18 protein-coding genes are annotated in these 16826 nt (G+C 73.7%); 10 read left to right on the top strand and 8 right to left on the bottom strand.

Annotated elements, in window-relative coordinates; translation table 11 throughout:
* The first annotated feature begins 31 nt into the window (after nt 1-31).
* From ACFYZ4_RS13800 to mscL, 6 genes are all read left to right on the top strand, one after another.
* Nucleotides 32-349: an FmdB family zinc ribbon protein gene (locus tag ACFYZ4_RS13800; protein WP_390783975.1), complete on the top strand. Its 318-nt coding sequence runs from the start codon at nt 32-34 to the stop codon at nt 347-349.
* A 74-nt stretch (nt 350-423) separates the two neighbouring features.
* Nucleotides 424-1257 (top strand): S-methyl-5'-thioadenosine phosphorylase, encoded by an 834-nt coding sequence (locus ACFYZ4_RS13795; protein ID WP_351288149.1) that lies wholly within the window; start codon nt 424-426, stop codon nt 1255-1257.
* Between the two features lie 88 nt (nt 1258-1345).
* The gene (locus ACFYZ4_RS13790) at nt 1346-1837 is read left to right on the top strand and encodes a hypothetical protein (RefSeq protein WP_390783974.1); all 492 of its coding nucleotides are present in this window, start codon (nt 1346-1348) and stop codon (nt 1835-1837) included.
* A gap of 51 nt (nt 1838-1888) precedes the next feature.
* Nucleotides 1889-2686 carry an orotidine-5'-phosphate decarboxylase gene (gene pyrF / locus ACFYZ4_RS13785; RefSeq protein ID WP_390783973.1) on the top strand — a complete coding sequence of 266 codons (798 nt, stop codon included), beginning with the start codon at nt 1889-1891 and terminating at the stop codon, nt 2684-2686.
* A gap of 139 nt (nt 2687-2825) precedes the next feature.
* The gene (locus ACFYZ4_RS13780; RefSeq protein ID WP_390783972.1) at nt 2826-3350 is read left to right on the top strand and encodes a hypothetical protein; all 525 of its coding nucleotides are present in this window, start codon (nt 2826-2828) and stop codon (nt 3348-3350) included.
* A 123-nt stretch (nt 3351-3473) separates the two neighbouring features.
* Nucleotides 3474-3971: a large conductance mechanosensitive channel protein MscL gene (mscL, locus tag ACFYZ4_RS13775; protein WP_390783971.1), complete on the top strand. Its 498-nt coding sequence runs from the start codon at nt 3474-3476 to the stop codon at nt 3969-3971.
* Nucleotides 3972-3984: 13 nt separating this feature from the next.
* Here the strand turns inward: mscL and ACFYZ4_RS13770 are convergent, their stop codons facing one another.
* Nucleotides 3985-4203 (bottom strand): hypothetical protein, encoded by a 219-nt coding sequence (locus ACFYZ4_RS13770; RefSeq protein WP_351590758.1) that lies wholly within the window; start codon nt 4201-4203, stop codon nt 3985-3987.
* A gap of 563 nt (nt 4204-4766) precedes the next feature.
* Between ACFYZ4_RS13770 and ACFYZ4_RS13765 the strand changes: the two genes are divergently transcribed.
* Complete coding sequence (locus ACFYZ4_RS13765) at nt 4767-5918, top strand: low temperature requirement protein A (RefSeq protein WP_351288131.1); 1152 nt, start codon at nt 4767-4769, stop codon at nt 5916-5918.
* Between the two features lie 112 nt (nt 5919-6030).
* Nucleotides 6031-7278, top strand: coding sequence for a cytochrome P450 (locus ACFYZ4_RS13760; RefSeq protein WP_390783970.1), 1248 nt, complete (start codon nt 6031-6033; stop codon nt 7276-7278).
* A 113-nt stretch (nt 7279-7391) separates the two neighbouring features.
* Here ACFYZ4_RS13760 and ACFYZ4_RS13755 read toward each other — a convergent pair whose 3' ends face one another.
* The gene (locus tag ACFYZ4_RS13755) at nt 7392-7886 is read right to left on the bottom strand and encodes a DUF5949 family protein (RefSeq protein WP_351288125.1); all 495 of its coding nucleotides are present in this window, start codon (nt 7884-7886) and stop codon (nt 7392-7394) included.
* 57 nt (nt 7887-7943) lie between these two features.
* A complete protein-coding gene (locus ACFYZ4_RS13750) occupies nt 7944-8543 on the bottom strand; it encodes a hypothetical protein (protein WP_351288122.1) in 600 nt (199 codons plus the stop codon).
* A 172-nt stretch (nt 8544-8715) separates the two neighbouring features.
* Between ACFYZ4_RS13750 and ACFYZ4_RS13745 the strand changes: the two genes are divergently transcribed.
* Nucleotides 8716-9150, top strand: coding sequence for a DUF6299 family protein (locus tag ACFYZ4_RS13745; protein ID WP_351288119.1), 435 nt, complete (start codon nt 8716-8718; stop codon nt 9148-9150).
* Nucleotides 9151-9283: 133 nt separating this feature from the next.
* On the opposite strand, the gene ACFYZ4_RS13740 is transcribed toward ACFYZ4_RS13745, so the two are convergent.
* The 5 genes from ACFYZ4_RS13740 to ACFYZ4_RS13720 form a co-directional block, all read right to left on the bottom strand.
* A complete protein-coding gene (locus tag ACFYZ4_RS13740; protein ID WP_327414479.1) occupies nt 9284-9451 on the bottom strand; it encodes a hypothetical protein in 168 nt (55 codons plus the stop codon).
* A gap of 71 nt (nt 9452-9522) precedes the next feature.
* Nucleotides 9523-11610, bottom strand: coding sequence for a SpoIIE family protein phosphatase (locus ACFYZ4_RS13735; RefSeq protein WP_390783969.1), 2088 nt, complete (start codon nt 11608-11610; stop codon nt 9523-9525).
* Nucleotides 11611-11622: 12 nt separating this feature from the next.
* Nucleotides 11623-11907 carry a hypothetical protein gene (locus ACFYZ4_RS13730; RefSeq protein ID WP_351288113.1) on the bottom strand — a complete coding sequence of 95 codons (285 nt, stop codon included), beginning with the start codon at nt 11905-11907 and terminating at the stop codon, nt 11623-11625.
* Nucleotides 11908-11931: 24 nt separating this feature from the next.
* A complete protein-coding gene (locus ACFYZ4_RS13725) occupies nt 11932-13233 on the bottom strand; it encodes an NAD(P)-binding domain-containing protein (RefSeq protein ID WP_390784020.1) in 1302 nt (433 codons plus the stop codon).
* A 67-nt stretch (nt 13234-13300) separates the two neighbouring features.
* On the bottom strand, nt 13301-14779 hold the full coding sequence (locus ACFYZ4_RS13720) for an ATP-grasp domain-containing protein (protein ID WP_390783968.1): 1479 nt from the start codon (nt 14777-14779) through the stop codon (nt 13301-13303).
* Nucleotides 14780-15073: 294 nt separating this feature from the next.
* Here ACFYZ4_RS13720 and ACFYZ4_RS13715 point away from each other — a divergent pair, with 294 nt between their 5' ends.
* On the top strand, nt 15074-16825 hold the full coding sequence (locus tag ACFYZ4_RS13715) for a glycosyl hydrolase (RefSeq protein WP_390783967.1): 1752 nt from the start codon (nt 15074-15076) through the stop codon (nt 16823-16825).
* Nucleotide 16826 lies beyond the last annotated feature (1 nt).

The raw sequence follows: 16826 nt of genomic DNA, 5'->3' as shown, positions 1-16826 counted from the left end.
CTCATTGAGTCAGAGTGCCAGGAGGAAATTCGTGCCGACCTACCAGTACCAGTGCACCGAGTGCGGTGAGGGCCTTGAGGCCGTGCAGAAGTTCACCGATGACGCGCTGACCGTGTGCCCGAGCTGCGACGGACGCCTGAAGAAGGTGTTCTCCGCGGTCGGCATCGTCTTCAAGGGTTCCGGTTTCTACCGGAACGACAGCCGTGGCGCCTCGTCGAGCAGCACCCCTGCCTCGAAGCCGGCCTCGAGCTCGTCCTCGTCCACGACGTCGACCGCCGCCGCGCCCGCCGCTTCGTCCTCCTCGGCGTCTTCGTCGTCCTCGAGCAGCAGCTCCACGTCGGCCGCCTGATCGCTTCGCCCTGAGGCCCCGCCCGCCCTGACCGGGCAGCGGGGCCTTCGGCATGCCCCGTTAGGGTGGGCCGCATGGTGAACGCAGAGATCGGTGTCATCGGCGGTTCGGGCTTCTACTCCTTCCTCGAGGACGTCACCGAGGTCCAGGTGGAGACCCCGTACGGGCCCCCGAGCGACTCGCTGTACGTGGGCGAGCTGGCCGGCCGGCAGGTGGCCTTCCTCCCCCGGCACGGACGCAGCCACACCGTCCCGCCGCACAAGATCAATTACCGGGCCAACCTGTGGGCCCTGCGCTCGGTCGGCGTCCGCCAGGTGCTGGGGCCGTGCGCGGTCGGCGGCCTGCGGGCCGAGTACGGACCGGGCACGCTGCTCGTTCCCGACCAGCTGGTCGACCGTACGAAGTCCCGTGCGCAGACCTTCTTCGACGGGGAGCCGCTGCCGGACGGGTCGGTACCGAACGTCGTGCACACCACCTTCGCCGACCCGTACTGCCCGGTGGGCCGGTCCGTGGCGATCGCGGCGGCCCGGGGCCGGGACTGGGAGCCGGTGGACGGCGGAACCATGGTCGTCATCGAGGGGCCGCGCTTCTCCACGCGGGCGGAATCGCAGTGGCACGCCGCCGCGGGCTGGTCGGTCGTCGGGATGACCGGGCACCCGGAGGCGATCCTCGCGCGCGAGCTGGGGCTCTGCTACACCTCGATGGCCCTGGTCACGGACCTGGACGCGGGCGCCGAGACGGGCGAGGGCGTCTCCCACACCGAGGTCCTGAAGGTGTTCGGCGAGAACGTCGGCCGGCTGCGCGAGGTCCTCTTCGACGCGGTGGCGGCCCTGCCGGCGACGGAGTCCCGCGCCTGCCTGTGCACGCACGCGCACGACGGCTGGGACCTGGGCATCGAGCTGCCGTAGTCCCGCGTGCCGAGGGAGTCCCCCGCGCCGCGGGCTTCGCGGCGGCTTTGTCGGCGGCTTTGTCAGTGGCCCGCCCTAGCCTGCGCGCATGGGGAACTGGGGCGGCATGGCCGTGGCGCATGCCACGGTGGCGGAGCTGCGGGAGTTCGCGGCCGAGGCCGGGTGCGCGGTCGACCACGACGAGGACCTGGGCGGCGGCTGGTCGGCCGTGCACTACCCCGACCAGCCGGACGGCGCCGCGGCGGCACTGGCACGGCGGACCGGGGCGCCGGTGCTCACGGTGGCCCACCTCGACAGCGATGTCGGCTTCGTCGAGGCCGCCACCTTCGCCGGGGGTTGTTGGAAGGCGCTGCTGAACCGGCGCACGGCGCAGGACTACGAGATACCCGTCGACCGGTTCCCCGTGGAGGCGGCCCTGGCGGGCGCGCTCGACTGGGCTGCCGCCGCCGGGCTGACCGCCGACCCGGACGGGATCCGGGCCGCTCTCACCGGCTCCGAGGCCTTCGCGGAGGACCTCACGGACCGGCTCCTCGGCGCGCTCGGGGTGGCCCCCACCGCGCTGGGCGGGGAGAGCGCGTAGCGACTGCGGCCGAGCCGGCGCTCGCTCGTCGCCGGCCGCGACAATGACGGCGTGAACACGGACTTCCCCCTCGCCGACCGCGAGGTCATCGTCGCCCTCGACTTCGACGACCGCCGGGCCGCCGAGGAGCTCGTCGAGCGCCTCGGCGACGCGTGCGGCTTCTACAAGATCGGCCTGGAGCTGCTGACCGCCGCCGGCCCCGATCTCGCACGGGACCTCGTCGAGCGGGGGCACGAGGTCTTCCTCGACCTGAAGCTCTTCGAGATCCCGAACTCGGTCGCCGGCGCCGTCCGGGCCGCCGGGGCCCTGGGCGCGTCCATGGTGACCGTGCACGGCATGGGCGGTACGGGGATCATGTCGGCGGCGGTGGAGGCGGCGCGGGAGTTCCCGCGGCTGCGGGTGCTCGCGCTGACGGTGGTCACCAGCATGACCGCCCGCGACCTCGCCGACATCGGCATCGAGGCGGACACCGAGGAGCAGGTGCTGCGGCTGGCCCGGCTGGCGGTGGGCGCCGGGTGCGACGGGGTCATCGCCTCGCCGCGGGAGGCCGGGGTGCTGCGCGCACTGCTGGGTCCGGAGCGGCTGATCGTCACGCCGGGCGTGACCCTGGGGCCGGACGGGGCGACGGGCGTGACCCTGGGGCCGGGCGGGTCGACGGGCGTGACCCTGGGGCCGGGCGGGTCGACGGGCGTGACCCTGGGGCCGGGCGGGTCGACGGGCGGGCACGCGCGGCTGGGGACTCCACAGGCCGCCTTCGCGGCCGGGGCCTCGCACGTCGTGGTGGGCCGGTCGATCGCCCGGGCCGCCGACCCGGTGGCGGCGCTGCGGCGGGCCCGCGCCGCCTGTTGACTCTTGTGGGTGACGGGGTTGTCCACAGGCTGGGGATCGTCCACAGGCTCCGGCGGGATTCGCCGGGAGGCCGGATCGTGAGAGGTGTCCGGGCGATGGGCCCGGGCTCGGCAACTCACTCGGTCTGGTGGTGTTCGTCATGTCCCGTTGTTCCACGGCTTCTTCGATTCCCTCCGCATGTCCCCCCGCGCGCCCGGTCCCGCCGTTCCCGCCGCTTCGCGTGGGGCGGGGCGGGGACCGGCTGCGCCGGGCCCTGCGGCGCAGGCGGCGGGCCGCCTCGGCCGGACTGGTCGTCGTGGCGGCGGCCCTGGCGGTGGGCGGGACGGAGGCGCAGGCCTCCCGGGGCGCCGCGCCACCATCGGCCCGGGCCGCGCAGGGTGGCGCACCGCCCGCGGCGGTGCGGATGGTGTCGGCCCCGGTGCGCATCGCGGACGCCGCGACGGTGCGGCTGCTGCGGCCCGGGGACCGGGTGGACGTGGTCGCGGCGGAGCGCGCCGGACCGACCAGGGTGGTGGCGGCGGGGGCCAGGGTTGCCGAAGTGCCCCGGCCCGAGCAGGGCGTTGGGGACGGTGGGGCGCTGGTGGTCCTGTCCGTGCCCCGGGACACCGCGCGGGATCTCGTGGGGGCGGGTGCCGTGACGCGGTTGGCGGTGACGTTGTGTTGATTCGCACACGCGGTCGGTCAATTCACCTTGACATGGGGGCCGATTGGACACGGCGCGCCCGGACTGCCGTAGCTTTCGGAACCGTTGGCTCCGTGTTCGGCAGATGTGAAGAGAGGCTCAGTCGTGAGCGAGAAGAAGAAGGAGAGCGTGCTGGCAGGCTTCAAGGCCTTCCTGATGCGCGGCAACGTGGTCGACCTGGCGGTGGCCGTGGTCATCGGCGCCGCGTTCACGAACATCGTGAACTCGGTGGTCAAGGGGATCATCAGCCCGGTGATCGGCGCCGTGGGCACGCAGAGCCTGGACGGCTACAAGTCCTGCCTCAAGAGCCCTTGCGGTGTCGGCCCGAACGGCCAGCCGACGGGTGTCGAGATCCTCTGGGGCTCGGTGCTGAACGCCACGCTGACCTTCGTGATCACCGCGGCGGTCGTGTACTTCCTCATGGTGCTGCCGATGGCGAAGTACCTGGCCAAGCAGGAGGCCCGCCGCAAGGCCCGGCAGGGCGTCCAGGAGCTCGTCGAGATCACCGAGCTGGAGGTCCTCAAGGAGATCCGGGACGAGCTGGTCGCGCAGCGCGCCAACGGCGGCGGCAGCGGCCAATCGGGTCCGCGCGACGCGTTCTGACCGGTCCGGCCGGTCAGATGTGGTGCGGGGGCTTCTCGTCGAGGAAGCGGGCCAGGTCGGCCGCGCTTCCGCCGGCGGGCGGCCGCTCGCCCCAGCCCCGGTCGGTGTCGTCCGAGGACTGCCGGTCCAGCGGGTCGTCGAAGACCAGCTTCGGCTTCGGCCGGGGCCGGTCGGCCCCGGCGGCGGGGGCGGGACGCGAGGACTGCGGGTCGGAGGCGGGGGCGCTGCTCATGCCTCCAGGGTACGGCCGCCCCTGGCCGCGGCCCCGCTCGACTGAGGGCCTCGGCGCCCTTGCGGGCGTAGAACCACCAGCACACCGCGAGGCAGCCGGCATAGAAGCCGATGAAGGAGCCGAAGGCGACCTTCAGGTCGTTCTGCCCGAACCAGGCCACCAGGGCCAGGACGATCACGACCGGCACCCACACGAAGGCGGCGTTCCGGAGGTGGATCTCCGAGCCGTTCGCCTGCCAGGCCGGACGGATCCTCCGGTGACCATTGCGTGGTGGTGCGGCCCTGTCGGTACTGCGGCGGATCGGCGATGGGCAGCTGCCTCTGTACTTCCTGCGTGGCGGAGCTCATGGCGGGGTCCTGAACTGCGAGAAGGGCGCCGACCCATCCAGGCTCCGGTCCCGGGGGCACCGCGCGGCAGAGGAGAAGGCACCGTGGGGCCACGGGGCAAGGTCCCGTCGCCCCCGGTGCGTTGGTCGCCGCCCCGGCCGCCGCCCGGGGCACACGGGCTGCGCCGGCAGCGCGTCCGGCCTGCCGAAACGCGGTCCCTCTGGTCTCCTGGCCGGTATGGCCTTCTCCCCCATGACCGCCCGCAGCCGCGACGAGGACCACCGCGCGGCCACCCCGCTGGAGCTGTTCTTCGACCTCTGCTTCGTCGTGGCGATCGCGCAGTGCGGGCAGCGCCTGGTGCACTCGCTGGCCGAGGGCCATCCCGTCACCGGGGTGATCGGCTACTTCTTCGTCTTCTTCGGCGTGTGGTGGGCGTGGATGAACTTCACGTGGTTCGCCTCCGCCTACGACTGCGACGACGTGCCGTACCGGATCGCGACTTTGGTGCAGATCGCCGGCGTCCTCGTCTACGCGGCCGGGGTGAGCCGGGCCTTCGACGAGAACGACTGGACCGTCGCCGTCGTCGGCTACATCATCATGCGCGTCGCGCTGACGGCGCAGTGGCTGCGGGCGGCCTCCGGGGAGACCGGCACGGCCCGCACGGCAGCGCTGAAGTACGCGGCGGGACTGGTGCTCTGCCAGCTCGGCTGGGTGGCACTGCTGTTCGCCCCGAACGACTGGAAGCGGTGGCTGTTCCTCGTCGTGGCCGCCTGCGAGCTGCTGGTACCGGTGATCGCCGAACGCGGGCACCAGTCCCCCTGGCACGCCCACCACATCGTGGAACGGTACGGCCTGTTCACGATCATCGTGCTCGGCGAGACGATCGCCGCGAGCACGGTCGCGGTCAAGTCGGCGCTCGACGAGCACGAGGCCCTCGACCTGCTGCTGCCCATCGCCGCGGGCGGGCTGCTGATCGTGTTCGCCGCGTGGTGGATCTACTTCGCCGTACCGATGCACGAGCACCTGACCTCCAACCGCGAGGCGATCCCGTGGGGGTACGGCCACCTGCTGATCTTCGCCTCGGGTGCGGCGATCGGCGCGGGCATCGAGGTCGCGGTGGAGCACGCGGTCCACAAGGCGCACATCTCCCAGGTCGCCGCCAATGCGGCCGTGACCGTGCCGGCCGCGCTGTTCCTGCTGATGGTGTGGCTGCTGCACTCCCGGCACTTCAAGCGGGACCTCGCGGAGCAGCTGGTGCTACCCGTCGCCGCCGTGGTGACGCTCGCGTGCGCGTGGACAGGGCCGTACGCGGTGCTCTGGGCGGGCCTGGTGTCGACTGCCACGGTTGCCGTGGGCCTGACCCTCTCGACGAGGTCGAGCCCTCGTTGACCGCCTGCGGCCCGGCCTCCTGGGGCTCCGCCCCAGACCCCGCGCCTCGAACGCCGGCGAGGCTGAGATACAGCCCCCGCAACCCCCGCGCCCCCGTCACCGTTTCCAGGCCATGACACTCCCCCCACAACGCCCCGGCGAAGACCCCGGCAGGGAATTGGCCGAGCCCGGCTTCTGGCAGCAGCCCCCCGCCCACCGCCTCGCCGCCTTCGCCCGCCTGCGGGCCGTCGGCTCGCCCGTCTTCGTACCCGAAGGGCCCGGGCACTGGGCGCTCGTCCGGCACGCCCAGGTGCAGGAGGCCAGTCGCCTCCCCAAGGTGTTCGCCAGCGCGCCCGGTGTGACCACCCCCGAACCGGCCGGCTGGGTCCGTGCGCTGTTCGGCGACTCGATGGTCAATCTGGACGGCCCCGACCACGCCCAGCTCCGCAAGATCGTCCAGCGGGCGTTCACGCCCCGCCTGCTGGCGGCGGCCGAGGAGGACATCCACGCGGTGGCGGCCCGCATCGTGGACGACGTGCTCGCCGACGAACCGGACGAGTTCGTCTCGGCGGTGGCCTCCCGGCTCCCCCTGGACGTCATCTGCAACATGATGGGCATCCCGGAGCACTACCGCGCCGAGATCGCCGACCGCGTCAACCACGCCTCCGAGAACATCGGCGTGGAGCGGGGCCTGACGGCCCGGCTGCGGATGCCCGGGCGCGGGCTGCGCGCGCTCGCCCGGATGCAGCGGATGGTGGCGGGCATCGGCCGGGAGCGGCGCAAGAACCCCACCGACGACCTGATCTCGGCGCTGGTCTGCGCGAACGTGGACGGACAGGCCCTCGGGGCCCGCCAACTCGGGGCCTTCTTCTCCCTCTTGATGGTCGCCGGGGTGGAGACCACCCGCAATGCGATCACCCACGGGCTGACCCTGCTCACCGACCACCCGGACCAGCGGGACCTGCTGCTCTCGGACTTCGAGAAGTACGCGGACGGCGCGGTGGACGAGATGATCCGCCACTCGACGCCGATCATCCAGTTCCGCCGGACGGTGGCCGCGGAGCACACCATGGACGGGCACGTGTTCCGGCCGGGCGACAAGGTGGTGCTCTACTACGCGTCCGCCAACCGCGACGAGGCGGTCTTCCCCGATCCGGACGCCTTCGACATCACCCGCTCGCCCAATCCGCACCTGGGGTTCGGCGGCGGCGGCCCGCACTTCTGCCTGGGCGCGCACCTGGCCCGGGTGGAGATGAAGGCGCTCTTCCGCGAGCTGCTCACCCGGCCGGTCGGGCTGCGCGCGGTGGGCCTGCCGGACCTGGCCGGGTCGAACTTCGACAACCGGGTGCGGTCGCTCAAGTTCGCCTTCGAACGCCCCTGACGCCGCCGGGAAGGAGCGGGCCGGCAGGAGCGCGACGGTAGGAGCGGGACCGGCCACCGGGCAGGCTGGGAGCCCGGCGGCCGGAGCGGGTGGTGGCGGCACCCGGGGTGCGGCTACTTCTGCAGGCGTCGCACGGCGAGGACGCAGTGGGCGCTGCTGGTGAGCACCGACTCGTCGCCCGCGAACGCCTGCAGGGTCTCCGGCGCGACGGGCTGGCCCGGGACCGCCTCCGGCCAGGCGCGGGTGGCGAAGAGGAAGTACGCCTGTCCGCTCTCGTCGGCCGCGGCGACCCACTCGTCGGGGGCGGTGCAGCGCGCGTTCATCCCGGGCAGGGTGAGCGCGATCTGGTTGCCCTCCAGCAGGATCTGCACGGGGAAGGTGGCCGCCTTGAGGGTGCCGTCCATGACCACGTCGCCGATGGGCAGGCCGATCTCCTCCAGCAGCCCGCGGGCGGCCGCCTCGCCGGCCTCCCGGCCCTGCGGGCCGTCGCCGAGGGTGTAGGCGAGGAGGTACGGGATGTCGTGCGCCTCTTCGGGATCACCGATCCAGGCGAGCACCGAAAGGGTGCCGAGCTGGGACCGGTCGATTTCGGCTTGAGTAGAAGTCATGCGCCGCACCCTAGTGGTCCCGCCCCCGGCCCTTTCACGGCCTTTCACCCGGGCGGGCTAGACCTCCCAGAATCCCCCTCCGGAATTCGCCTGCATGTTCGTGTCCTGGTACTGGAGGCGCACAATGCGCGCGTTTTCCGGGATTTCGAACACCACCCATCCCTCGGCCCGCTCACCCACCTCCAGGGAATCGAAGACGAGTGGTTTGCCGGTGGTCAGCTCGCCGGTGGACACCACCGGGTGGCGCCGCCCCGCGCTGTCGTGCGCCCACACGCGTCCGAGCGCCCCGTACGAGGCCCCGCCCACGTTGACGAAGGACATCTGCGCGGCCACCCAGCGCTTGCCGGCGGGCGGGGCGTAGTTCTTCTCGACGCTGATCGCCGGGTCCACGTACGCGGCCAGCACGGCCTGGAGGTGCCGGCCGACCTGCGCGCCGTCCACCCGTACGGAGTCACCCACATGGGCGGCCTTCGCGGCGGGCCGTACGGGTGCCTCCCCGCCCGGCACCCCGTCGTCCACCGGGACGGCGGGCGCCACGGCCGGGGCGAGCGCGGCTTCCCCGGGAGCGCTCTGGCAGGCAGTGGCACCGAAGAGGAGGAGCGGGAGAAGGGCGGCGGCGAGGACGGGGGTGTGGCGACGGGCGGCGGACTGACGCATTCGGGATCCCTTCGGGGATGTATTTCGGTCAGTCTCACGCGCCCGAGCGGGCAATTGCACTCACCGACACGAGTGCGCCCGCGGAGTGCGTGCGGACGGTTGCGGCCAACTGCCAGCACAATGCGTTCCGGCGGATTCCCGTCACCCCGATCCATCTGGAGGAAGAATGCGCATGTCCGGCCGTCGAATGGCACTGGCAGCCCTCTCCGCACTGGCCGCCACGACGGTATTCACCGTCCCGGCCGGGGCCACCGTTTTCAACCAGGGCATTTCCGTGCACCCGCACGCCCGCCTCGCGCAGGACGGCAGCGTCACCCTTTCCGGCAGCTACCACTGCGAGCAGGCGTCACCCAGGGGGGCGATGCAGATCAAGGCGACCCTCGTCCAGGACGGCGTCCGGCTCAGCCTCGGCGCGGAGGAGGTCGTCTGCGACGGCACGGAGCGCACGTGGGTCGCCCACGCTCCGGGCTCCTTCGTCCGCGTGCAGCCGGGTCACGCGACGGTCACCGGGGAGATCCAGGAGGTCCGGCTCTCCGGCTTCATGCCGCGGTCGGTCACCACGGTCGCCCAGGACAGCAAGGACGTCGAGGTCCGCGAGGGGCACTGAGCGACCGCACGACCGCACGACGACGGGCCCGTGGCACGCGCCCGCCCGCCCGGTAGCCGCCGCTGCCGGGGCCGGGCGCCCGGCCCCGGCACGGCCCGGAACACCCGGCACGCCCGGAAAGCACCCGGACCCGTCAGCGGCACTCGGGGGCGACGTCCGTCATCGACATGAAGGCCACCGAGCGGCACTCGGCGTCCGCGTGCGGACGCCCTGTCGTCCAGTCCACGACGGTCGGCGCTCCGGCCGCCAGCAGGACCAGGGCCAGGACTCCCGTCACGGCGGCCTTGCTCAGCCCGCGCACAACACGATCCGTTCCATGGACGGCATCATCACCCCGCCTCCCGCGCCCCACAACCCGGGGTGACCGGCCGGTCACTCGATGCTCCGCGGGCTGCCGCCGACGGTGAACTCGCACCACACCGCCTTGCCGTCGCCGCGGGACTCCACACCCCAGTGCGTGGCCAGCGCGTCCACCAGCAGCAGCCCGCGCCCCGTGGTGGCCGCCTCGCCCGGGGTGCGCCGACGCGGCCACACGCTGGAGCGGTCCTTGACCCACAGCCGGATCCGCCGGACCGGCTCCGGCAGCACCTCCATGGTCAGCACCGCCCCGCCGTCGGTGTGCAGGAGGGCGTTGACCAGCAGCTCCCCGGCCGCCAGCTCCACATCGTCGGCGAGCTCCGGCATGCCCCAGTCGCGCAGGGCCTGGCGCAGGGCGTAACGGGCCTCCGAGAGGCCTTCGGGGTCGGCCTGGTGGACGTACTGGTGGATGCGCGGCGCCCGGTGGGTGCCCGGGTCGGGGGCCCGGCGCAGCACCAGCAGGGCCACGTCGTCGCCGGAGCCCCAGCGCTCCCAGAGCCGGTCCGATAGGTGGTCGGCGAGTGCCTCGGGCGCCTGCGGGCCGCTGCGCACCGCCTGCGCCAGGGCCGCCATGCCCTGGGTGATGGTCGTGCCGGGCTCCTCCACCAGGCCGTCCGTGCACAGCACGAGCGTCTCCCCGGGGACCAGGTCGAGCCGGGTCTCGGGGAACTCCTCCTGCTCGAAGGCCGAGGCCAGCCCCAGCGGCAGGCCGCCGCGCACCTTGGGCCAGCCGGTACGCCCGTCCGTGTGCCGGATCAGCGGTCCGAGATGGCCCGCGCGGACCGCCCGTACCCCTCCGGTCTCCAGGTCCACCTGCGCGTACATGCAGGTGGCGAAGCGCTCGGTGTCCAGTTCGGCGAGGAAGCGCGAGGCCCGGGCCAGCACGGTGGACGGCGGGTGGCCCTCCCCCGCGTACGCCCGCAGCGCGATCCGCAGCTGGCCCATGATGGCCGCCGCGTGCGTGTCGTGGCCCTGTACGTCGCCCACCACGATGCCGACGCGGTCGCGGGGCAGCGAGATCACGTCGTACCAGTCCCCGCCGACCTCCCGCCCGCTCCAGGCGGCGTGGTAGCGGACCGCGATCTCGCCGCCGGTGATGTCCGGGATCCGGCGCGGCAGCATGGCGGCCTGCAGGCCCGTCGCGAACTCCCGCTCCTGGTCGAAGAGGAGCGCCCGCTGGAGGGACTGCGCCACGATGCCGGCCAGGCCCAGGCAGAGGTTGCGCTCCTCCGGGCTGAACTCGCTGCGCCGCCGGTAGAAGAGGACCAGCCCGCCGATGGCCTTGGCCTGCGCGATCAGCGGCAGGTAGGCGGCCGCGTCGAAGCGGATCCGGTTCAGGTAGTCCGCGAGGAGCGGGAACTCGCCGCCGAGTTCGGACAGCGAGGTGACGAAACGTGCCTGCCGGGTGAGCACCGCGTGCGACAGCGGGAGCGAACCGTCCAGCCGGGTGAACCGCCGCTCGCTGAGGATCTCCAGCGACTCCCCGCTCAGCGCGATGATCTTGATGGTGCCGCCCTCGACCAGCCCCAGGGCCAGCCCGTCGGCACCGAGCCGCTCCAGCGCGCCCGCCCCGGTCAGCGCGGCCGTGACGTCGTCCACCGTCACCGCCCGCGACAGGGCCTCCGTGGTCCGCTGCACGATCGTCGTCTGCTGGGCGCGCGCCGCCTCCAGTTTGCGCAGCAGCGTCGCGTGGGCCAGCTCCGCCGTCGCGTCCCGGACGATCCCCACGATGCGCCGCGGCTGCCCCTCGCCGTCCCGCAGGATCCGGCCCGAGGTGTGCGTCCACTGGTCGAGGCCGTCGCGCCGCTGCACCGTGAAGTACGCGCCGTACGTGTCCCCGCCGCTCTCCAGGACCCCCGCGATGGCCTCGGTGAGCCGGTCCCCGTCCTCGGGCCGGATGTGCAGCGAGACCCCTTCCGGGGTGCCGTCGAACTCCTCCGGCCCCAGGTCGAAGACGGCCATCGCGGCCTCGTCCAGCTCCACCGTCCCGGCGTCCAGGTCCCACTCGAAGCTGCCCATGCCGTTCAGCGCGAGCCGCTCCCCGGGCCCGGTCACGGGGGGCCGCCGGACCGGCTCCGGGCCCTCGTGCTCCGCCGCTGCCACCTTCCACACCACCTAACGGCCGGGCCAGCACGGCTGCGAGATCAGCCGCTCCCACTCCTCGTCAGGATGCCCCGGAAGGGTGCGCCCGGCCTCCCGCCAGCGCTTGACGACCGAGAGGTAGATCGTGGCCGGGTCGGCGGCCGGGGCGCTCGCGTACGGCCCCCCGTACGGGCCCGCGTACGGAGCCGCGTGCGCGGCGCGCTCGAACCCGCCGGCCCTGGCCGTCGTGGCGGGCTGTTCCGCGCGGCTGGCGGGAATGCGTACCCAGCCGCGGCCCTGTGCTCGCTCCGCGCTCATCACGGACCCCTCTCACCGCGGATCTCACCGCAGATACGTCGTCGGATGCCCTGGGGGTACCCCCGGAGGACGCCCGGGGGAAGCAGCCCTGTCGAACCGGGCGACACCGGTGGAGCCCGGCCGCGGACCCCGGGCCCCGAGGCGCTTGCGGACTCCTCTCACCAGTCTCCCCGCCGTGAAGCCCGCGCCGTGCACGAATCGCATGGAAGGGCCGAATGAGGGAGCCGTCAGCAGCCCCGCGAAGAACAGTCCGGGCCACGAGGACTCGAAGCCGGGGCTCAGCTCCGGCGCCCCGCTGTGCCCCACGGTATCCAGCCCCGCCCGCAGCCCCGCGTCGAGCAGCTCCAGCCGGGCCAGGTCCGGGACGAAGCCGGTGGCCGCGATGACGTGCGCGACGTCGAGGACCACGGATTCCCCCGCCCGGGTGGACAGCCCGAGCCGGGTCCGCTCGCCCACCGGGACCGCCCGGTGCAGCCGGTGCCCGAGCAGGACGGGCACGCGCCGCTCGAAGCGGTCCCGCAGCCACCAGGCGCCGGCCGGGCCCAGCGCGGTCTCCGCGATCCGCTCCCGGGTGGGCGCGGGCAGCCGGCGCACCGCCCAGGGCAGCTCCGACCACACCCAGCTGCGCCAGCCGGTGCCGAGGCCGCTGTGCGGATCGCGCAGGGCGCGCAGCGCGTGCCGCTCCAGGGGCTGCGGGACGGTGTTCCAGTTCAGCCGGGTGCGGCGGGCGACCAGGCACGGCCGGGCGCCCTGCTCGGCCAGCAGGGCGGCGGTCTCCAGGGCGGCCTGCCCGGCCCCGAGCACGGCGACCTCGCGGCCGGCGAAGCGGGTCAGGTCGCGGTGGCCGCTGCTGTGCGAGTAGTGGGCGGGCGGGAGACCGCGCAGCCCCTCGGGGTGGTGGACGAAGGGCATCACCCCGACCGCGAGGGCGACCGTACGGGCGAGGAGGGGCGGTCCCTCGGCGGTGCGGACGCGGAAGCCGTCGCCCTGCGGGGTCACCTCCGTGACGGTCACCTCCTCCACCTCCGGTGCGGCCTGCCGGGCGAACCACATCCCGTACGCACTGAACGTGTCGATCGGCAGCGGAGTGCCGTGTTCCGCGGCCATTCCGCGCGTGGCGCAGTAATCGGCGAGGGTGTGCCGCCCGTCCGGCGCGGACAGGTTGGAGGACCAGGGCTCCGACTTCAGGTACATGCCGTCGGGCATGTGGTCGCGCCACGAGGCCATGGGCCGCCCCAGCAGCCGTACGCCGAGCCCCGCGCCCGCCGCGTGGGCGGCGATGGACAGCCCGTACGGGCCCGCGCCGATCACCACGAGATCGTCGATCCGCGTCACGGCCGCTCCTCCAGCTCGATGGTCACCGGCCCGGCCCGGTCCGCCGCGCCGGCCGTGGTCAACGCGTCACCAGCTCGTCCGGCTCGGCCGACGCCTCCGGCGGTACGGGACGGGAGGCGGCCCCCGCGGCCGGAGCCGGGGCGGGTGCGGAAGGGGGTGCGGAGGGGGGAGCGGCCGCCGGCTGCTCCCCGCGCTGGCGGGGCGTACGGACGACCGCGCGCGCCGTGCGGCGGCCCTGCGCCGGGACCCCGCGCAGGACCCGCACCCCCTTGCCCGCACCCCGCCCGAGGAAGGCGCCGAGCATCGCCAGGAACGGCAGCAGGTCGTCGGCGGCGAACCAGGCCGTCTCGACCCCGCCGCCCCGCCCCGGCCGCACGGGCCGGCCCGCCGGCGCCGGCTGCGCACCGGCTGCCGCGCCGTGAGGGTCCGCGCCGTGGTGGTCCGCCTCGTGGTGGTCCGCACCGGGCTGCGGCTCCGCCGCCCGCCCCGGGCCGGTCCGCTGGCCGGCGACCACCGGCGGGGCCTGCTCCGCGGCGCCGGCCGGCCGGCCGGCCGCCGTTGCCGGAGCAACGGGACCCTGCACCTGCTCCGCCGCCCGGCGCCGCGGCAGCGAACCGCCCCGGACCGCCGCCAGCAGCGCGTAGTTCTCGGCGACGAACACCCGGCCCGGACCGCCCGAGGGCTGGGGGACCCGCTGGCCCGTCAGATCCAGGTACATCGCCTGGACCACGTCCAGTCCGGCCGCGTCCGTGAACAGCCGGAACTGCGCGCCCGGACGGGGGTTGAAGTCCACCAGCCGGAAGCACCCCTGCTCGTCCCGGCGGAAGTCCAGGTCCAGGATCCCCTGGTAGCCCAGCCGTTCGGCGAGCCGCAGCGCCGCCGCCTCCACCGCCGGGTCCGGCAGCCAGCGCCCCACCGCGGTCAGCCCCGTCCGCACCGGCCAGGACAGCTCCTTGCGGCCCGATCCCGCGAGCAGCGGACGCCCGCCCCGGGCGAAGGCGCCGTGGAAGAACCAGTCGGTGTCCGGACCGGCCGGCAGGAACCGCTGGAGCAGCAGCCGGCTGCCCGCCTCCGCGGAACGCTCGTACAGCCGGCGCGCCTCGGCGGCGGTGTGCACCAGCGTGGTGCTGCGCAGCCCGTCGGCCCCGGTGGGCAGCAGCCAGGGCCGGCTCCACTTGGCGACCACCGGCAGGCCGAGCCGCCAGGCCGCCTCGGACGCCTCGGCCCCGCTCGCCGGGATCACGGTCTCCGGGTGCGGGACGTCCCAGCGCGAACAGAGCCGCGACAGCTCGGCCTTGTCGGCCACCCGGGCGGGCAGGTTGTCGGGCTGATGGGGGATCCGGAACCGTTCGCGGAGCATGGGCGCGACCCGGGACACGGCGATGGCGCTCAGGTCGTCCATGGCGATCAGCACGGCCTGACGGCCGATCCGCTCCGACACCCCGCTCAGGCACTCCAGCAGCGCCTCGGGCGCCTCCGGGTCCAACCCGCCGGCCGGACCGGCGTGCACGGCGCGCAGGTACCGCGAACGTCCCATGGGACCTCCCCCGGCCTCGACGACGGCATGGACCTCCACGCCCTTGCGGCCAAGGGATCTGACGGCGCCGAGGGTTCCGTGGTGGAACGGATTCCGATCGAGTCTGAGCACTACGGCGGGCACATGGTTGAGATACGCGTGCATGGCAACGGTGTCTTTCACCTAGTCGGACCAAGCGGGGGTGGTGTGCACCTGCTAATGGCCTACGCGGCAGTCACCGAACAGGCCATTCGTCAGATCTGATGCCTAACGTCTTTGGAAAGCACACCGATTCAGGAAAGCTCGGGAGACGCCATGCCCAGACCACGCCGCCGACTGGCGAGCACCTGCATCGGTACGGTCACGGCCGGACTGCTCGCCACCGGGGCCGCGCTCGCGCCCCCCGGAGAGGACCGGTCCGAGGGCTCCGACATCGCCATGGGCGCCTACCTCGACTTCGGGCCGCCGGGAGTGGCCCGGATCCCGCACCTGTCGAACTGGCTGGGCGGCAGGGAGATCCGGGTCGGGCACACCTATCTCCCCGGTGACCGGTGGGCCGGCATCGAGGGCCGGGTCTCGTTCCTGGAGGACTGGGCCGAATGGCGCCAGGCCGAGGACGACCGGATGTTCGTCCTCAACGTGCCCATGCAGGAACGGAACGAGGGCCGCGTGCCCGACTGGGAGGTGGCCCGGCTGATCCGGGCGGGCGCCGAGGGGGACTTCGACCGGCACTTCGGGAGGCTCGCCGAGCGGCTGGTGTCGCTGGGGGTCCCGGACACGGTCATCGTGCTCGGCTGGGAGATGAACGGCGTCACCTACACCCACCGCTGCGCGCCCGACCCGGAGAACTGGAAGGCGTACTGGAAGCGCATCGTCACCACGATGCGCGCGGTGCCCGGGCAGGAGTTCAAGTTCGACTTCGCGCCGAACCGGGGTACGGACGCGATCGGCTGGACGCAGTGCTACCCCGGCGACGACGTGGTCGACATCATCGGCATGGACTCGTACGACCAGGCTCCCGGCAGGACCTTCGACGACCAGATCACCCAGCCGTACGGGCTCCAGAAGCACGTCGACTTCGCGAAGGCGCACGGCAAGGAGATCTCGTACCCGGAGTGGGGGCTCTTCCGCCGCGGGGACAATCCGGAGTACGTACGGCGCATGCTGAAGTGGATCGAGCAGCACAAGCCGCTCTACCACACCATCACCGACTACTGCCCGCACGGCGTGTGGCAGTGCAAGCAGAACCCGGAGTCCGCGAAGGTCTTCCGCGACGCGCTGACGCCCGAGCGGCCCGGCCCGGTGATCCCGACCCCGGTGGTGCCCACGCCCGTGGTCCCGACCCCGGTGGTCCCGACCCCCGTGGTGCCCACGCCGGTCGTGCCCACGCCGTCGGTCCCGACGCCCCAGATCCCGACCCCGCAGATCCCGACGCCCTCGGTCCCCACTCCCGACATCCCGACGCCGCAGATCCCGACGCCGCAGGTCCCGACGCCCGAGATCCCCAAGCCCTCGCCCGTGGCCCCCGGCCCCGTGACGCCGAGCCCCCAGGTCCCGAGCCCCGTGACACCGAGCCCGGTGGCGCCGAGCCCCGAGGTCCCGCTGCCGGTGACCCCGAGCCCGCTCGTCCCCACACCGGTCACCCCGAGCCCCGAGGTCCCGGCGCCCGTCAGCCCGAGCCCGGAGGTCCCGGCACCGGTCACCCCGAAGCCCGAGGTCCCGCTGCCGGTCACGCCCAGCCCGCTCGTGCCGACCCCCGAGGTCCCGACCCCCGAGGTGCCCAAGCCCTCGCCCGAGGTCCCCGGGCCCACGCCCGTGGCCCCCAGCCCCGAGGTCCCGGCCCCGTCGCCCTCGCCCTCGGCCCCGCCCGTCGGGCCCACGCCCGCCGTGCCGAAGCCCGATCCCACGCCGCCGAAGCCCCTGCCGCAGCCGCAGCAGCCGCCGGTCAACAGCTCGCAGTGGTGCGTGCCGCTCAACTTCGGCGAGTGGCTCTCCAAGCTGGTCGGCAAGCAGTCGGTCTGCATCAGGCTCGACTGGGGCAAGGGCTCCGGCATCTGGCCCTTCTAGA

This window comes from Streptomyces sp. NPDC001513 (genome assembly GCF_042894695.1).
Classification (GTDB): Bacteria; Actinomycetota; Actinomycetes; order Streptomycetales; family Streptomycetaceae; genus Streptomyces.
Note: the sequence above shows the minus strand (reverse complement) of the source record. Positions and strands in the feature narration are given on the sequence as shown.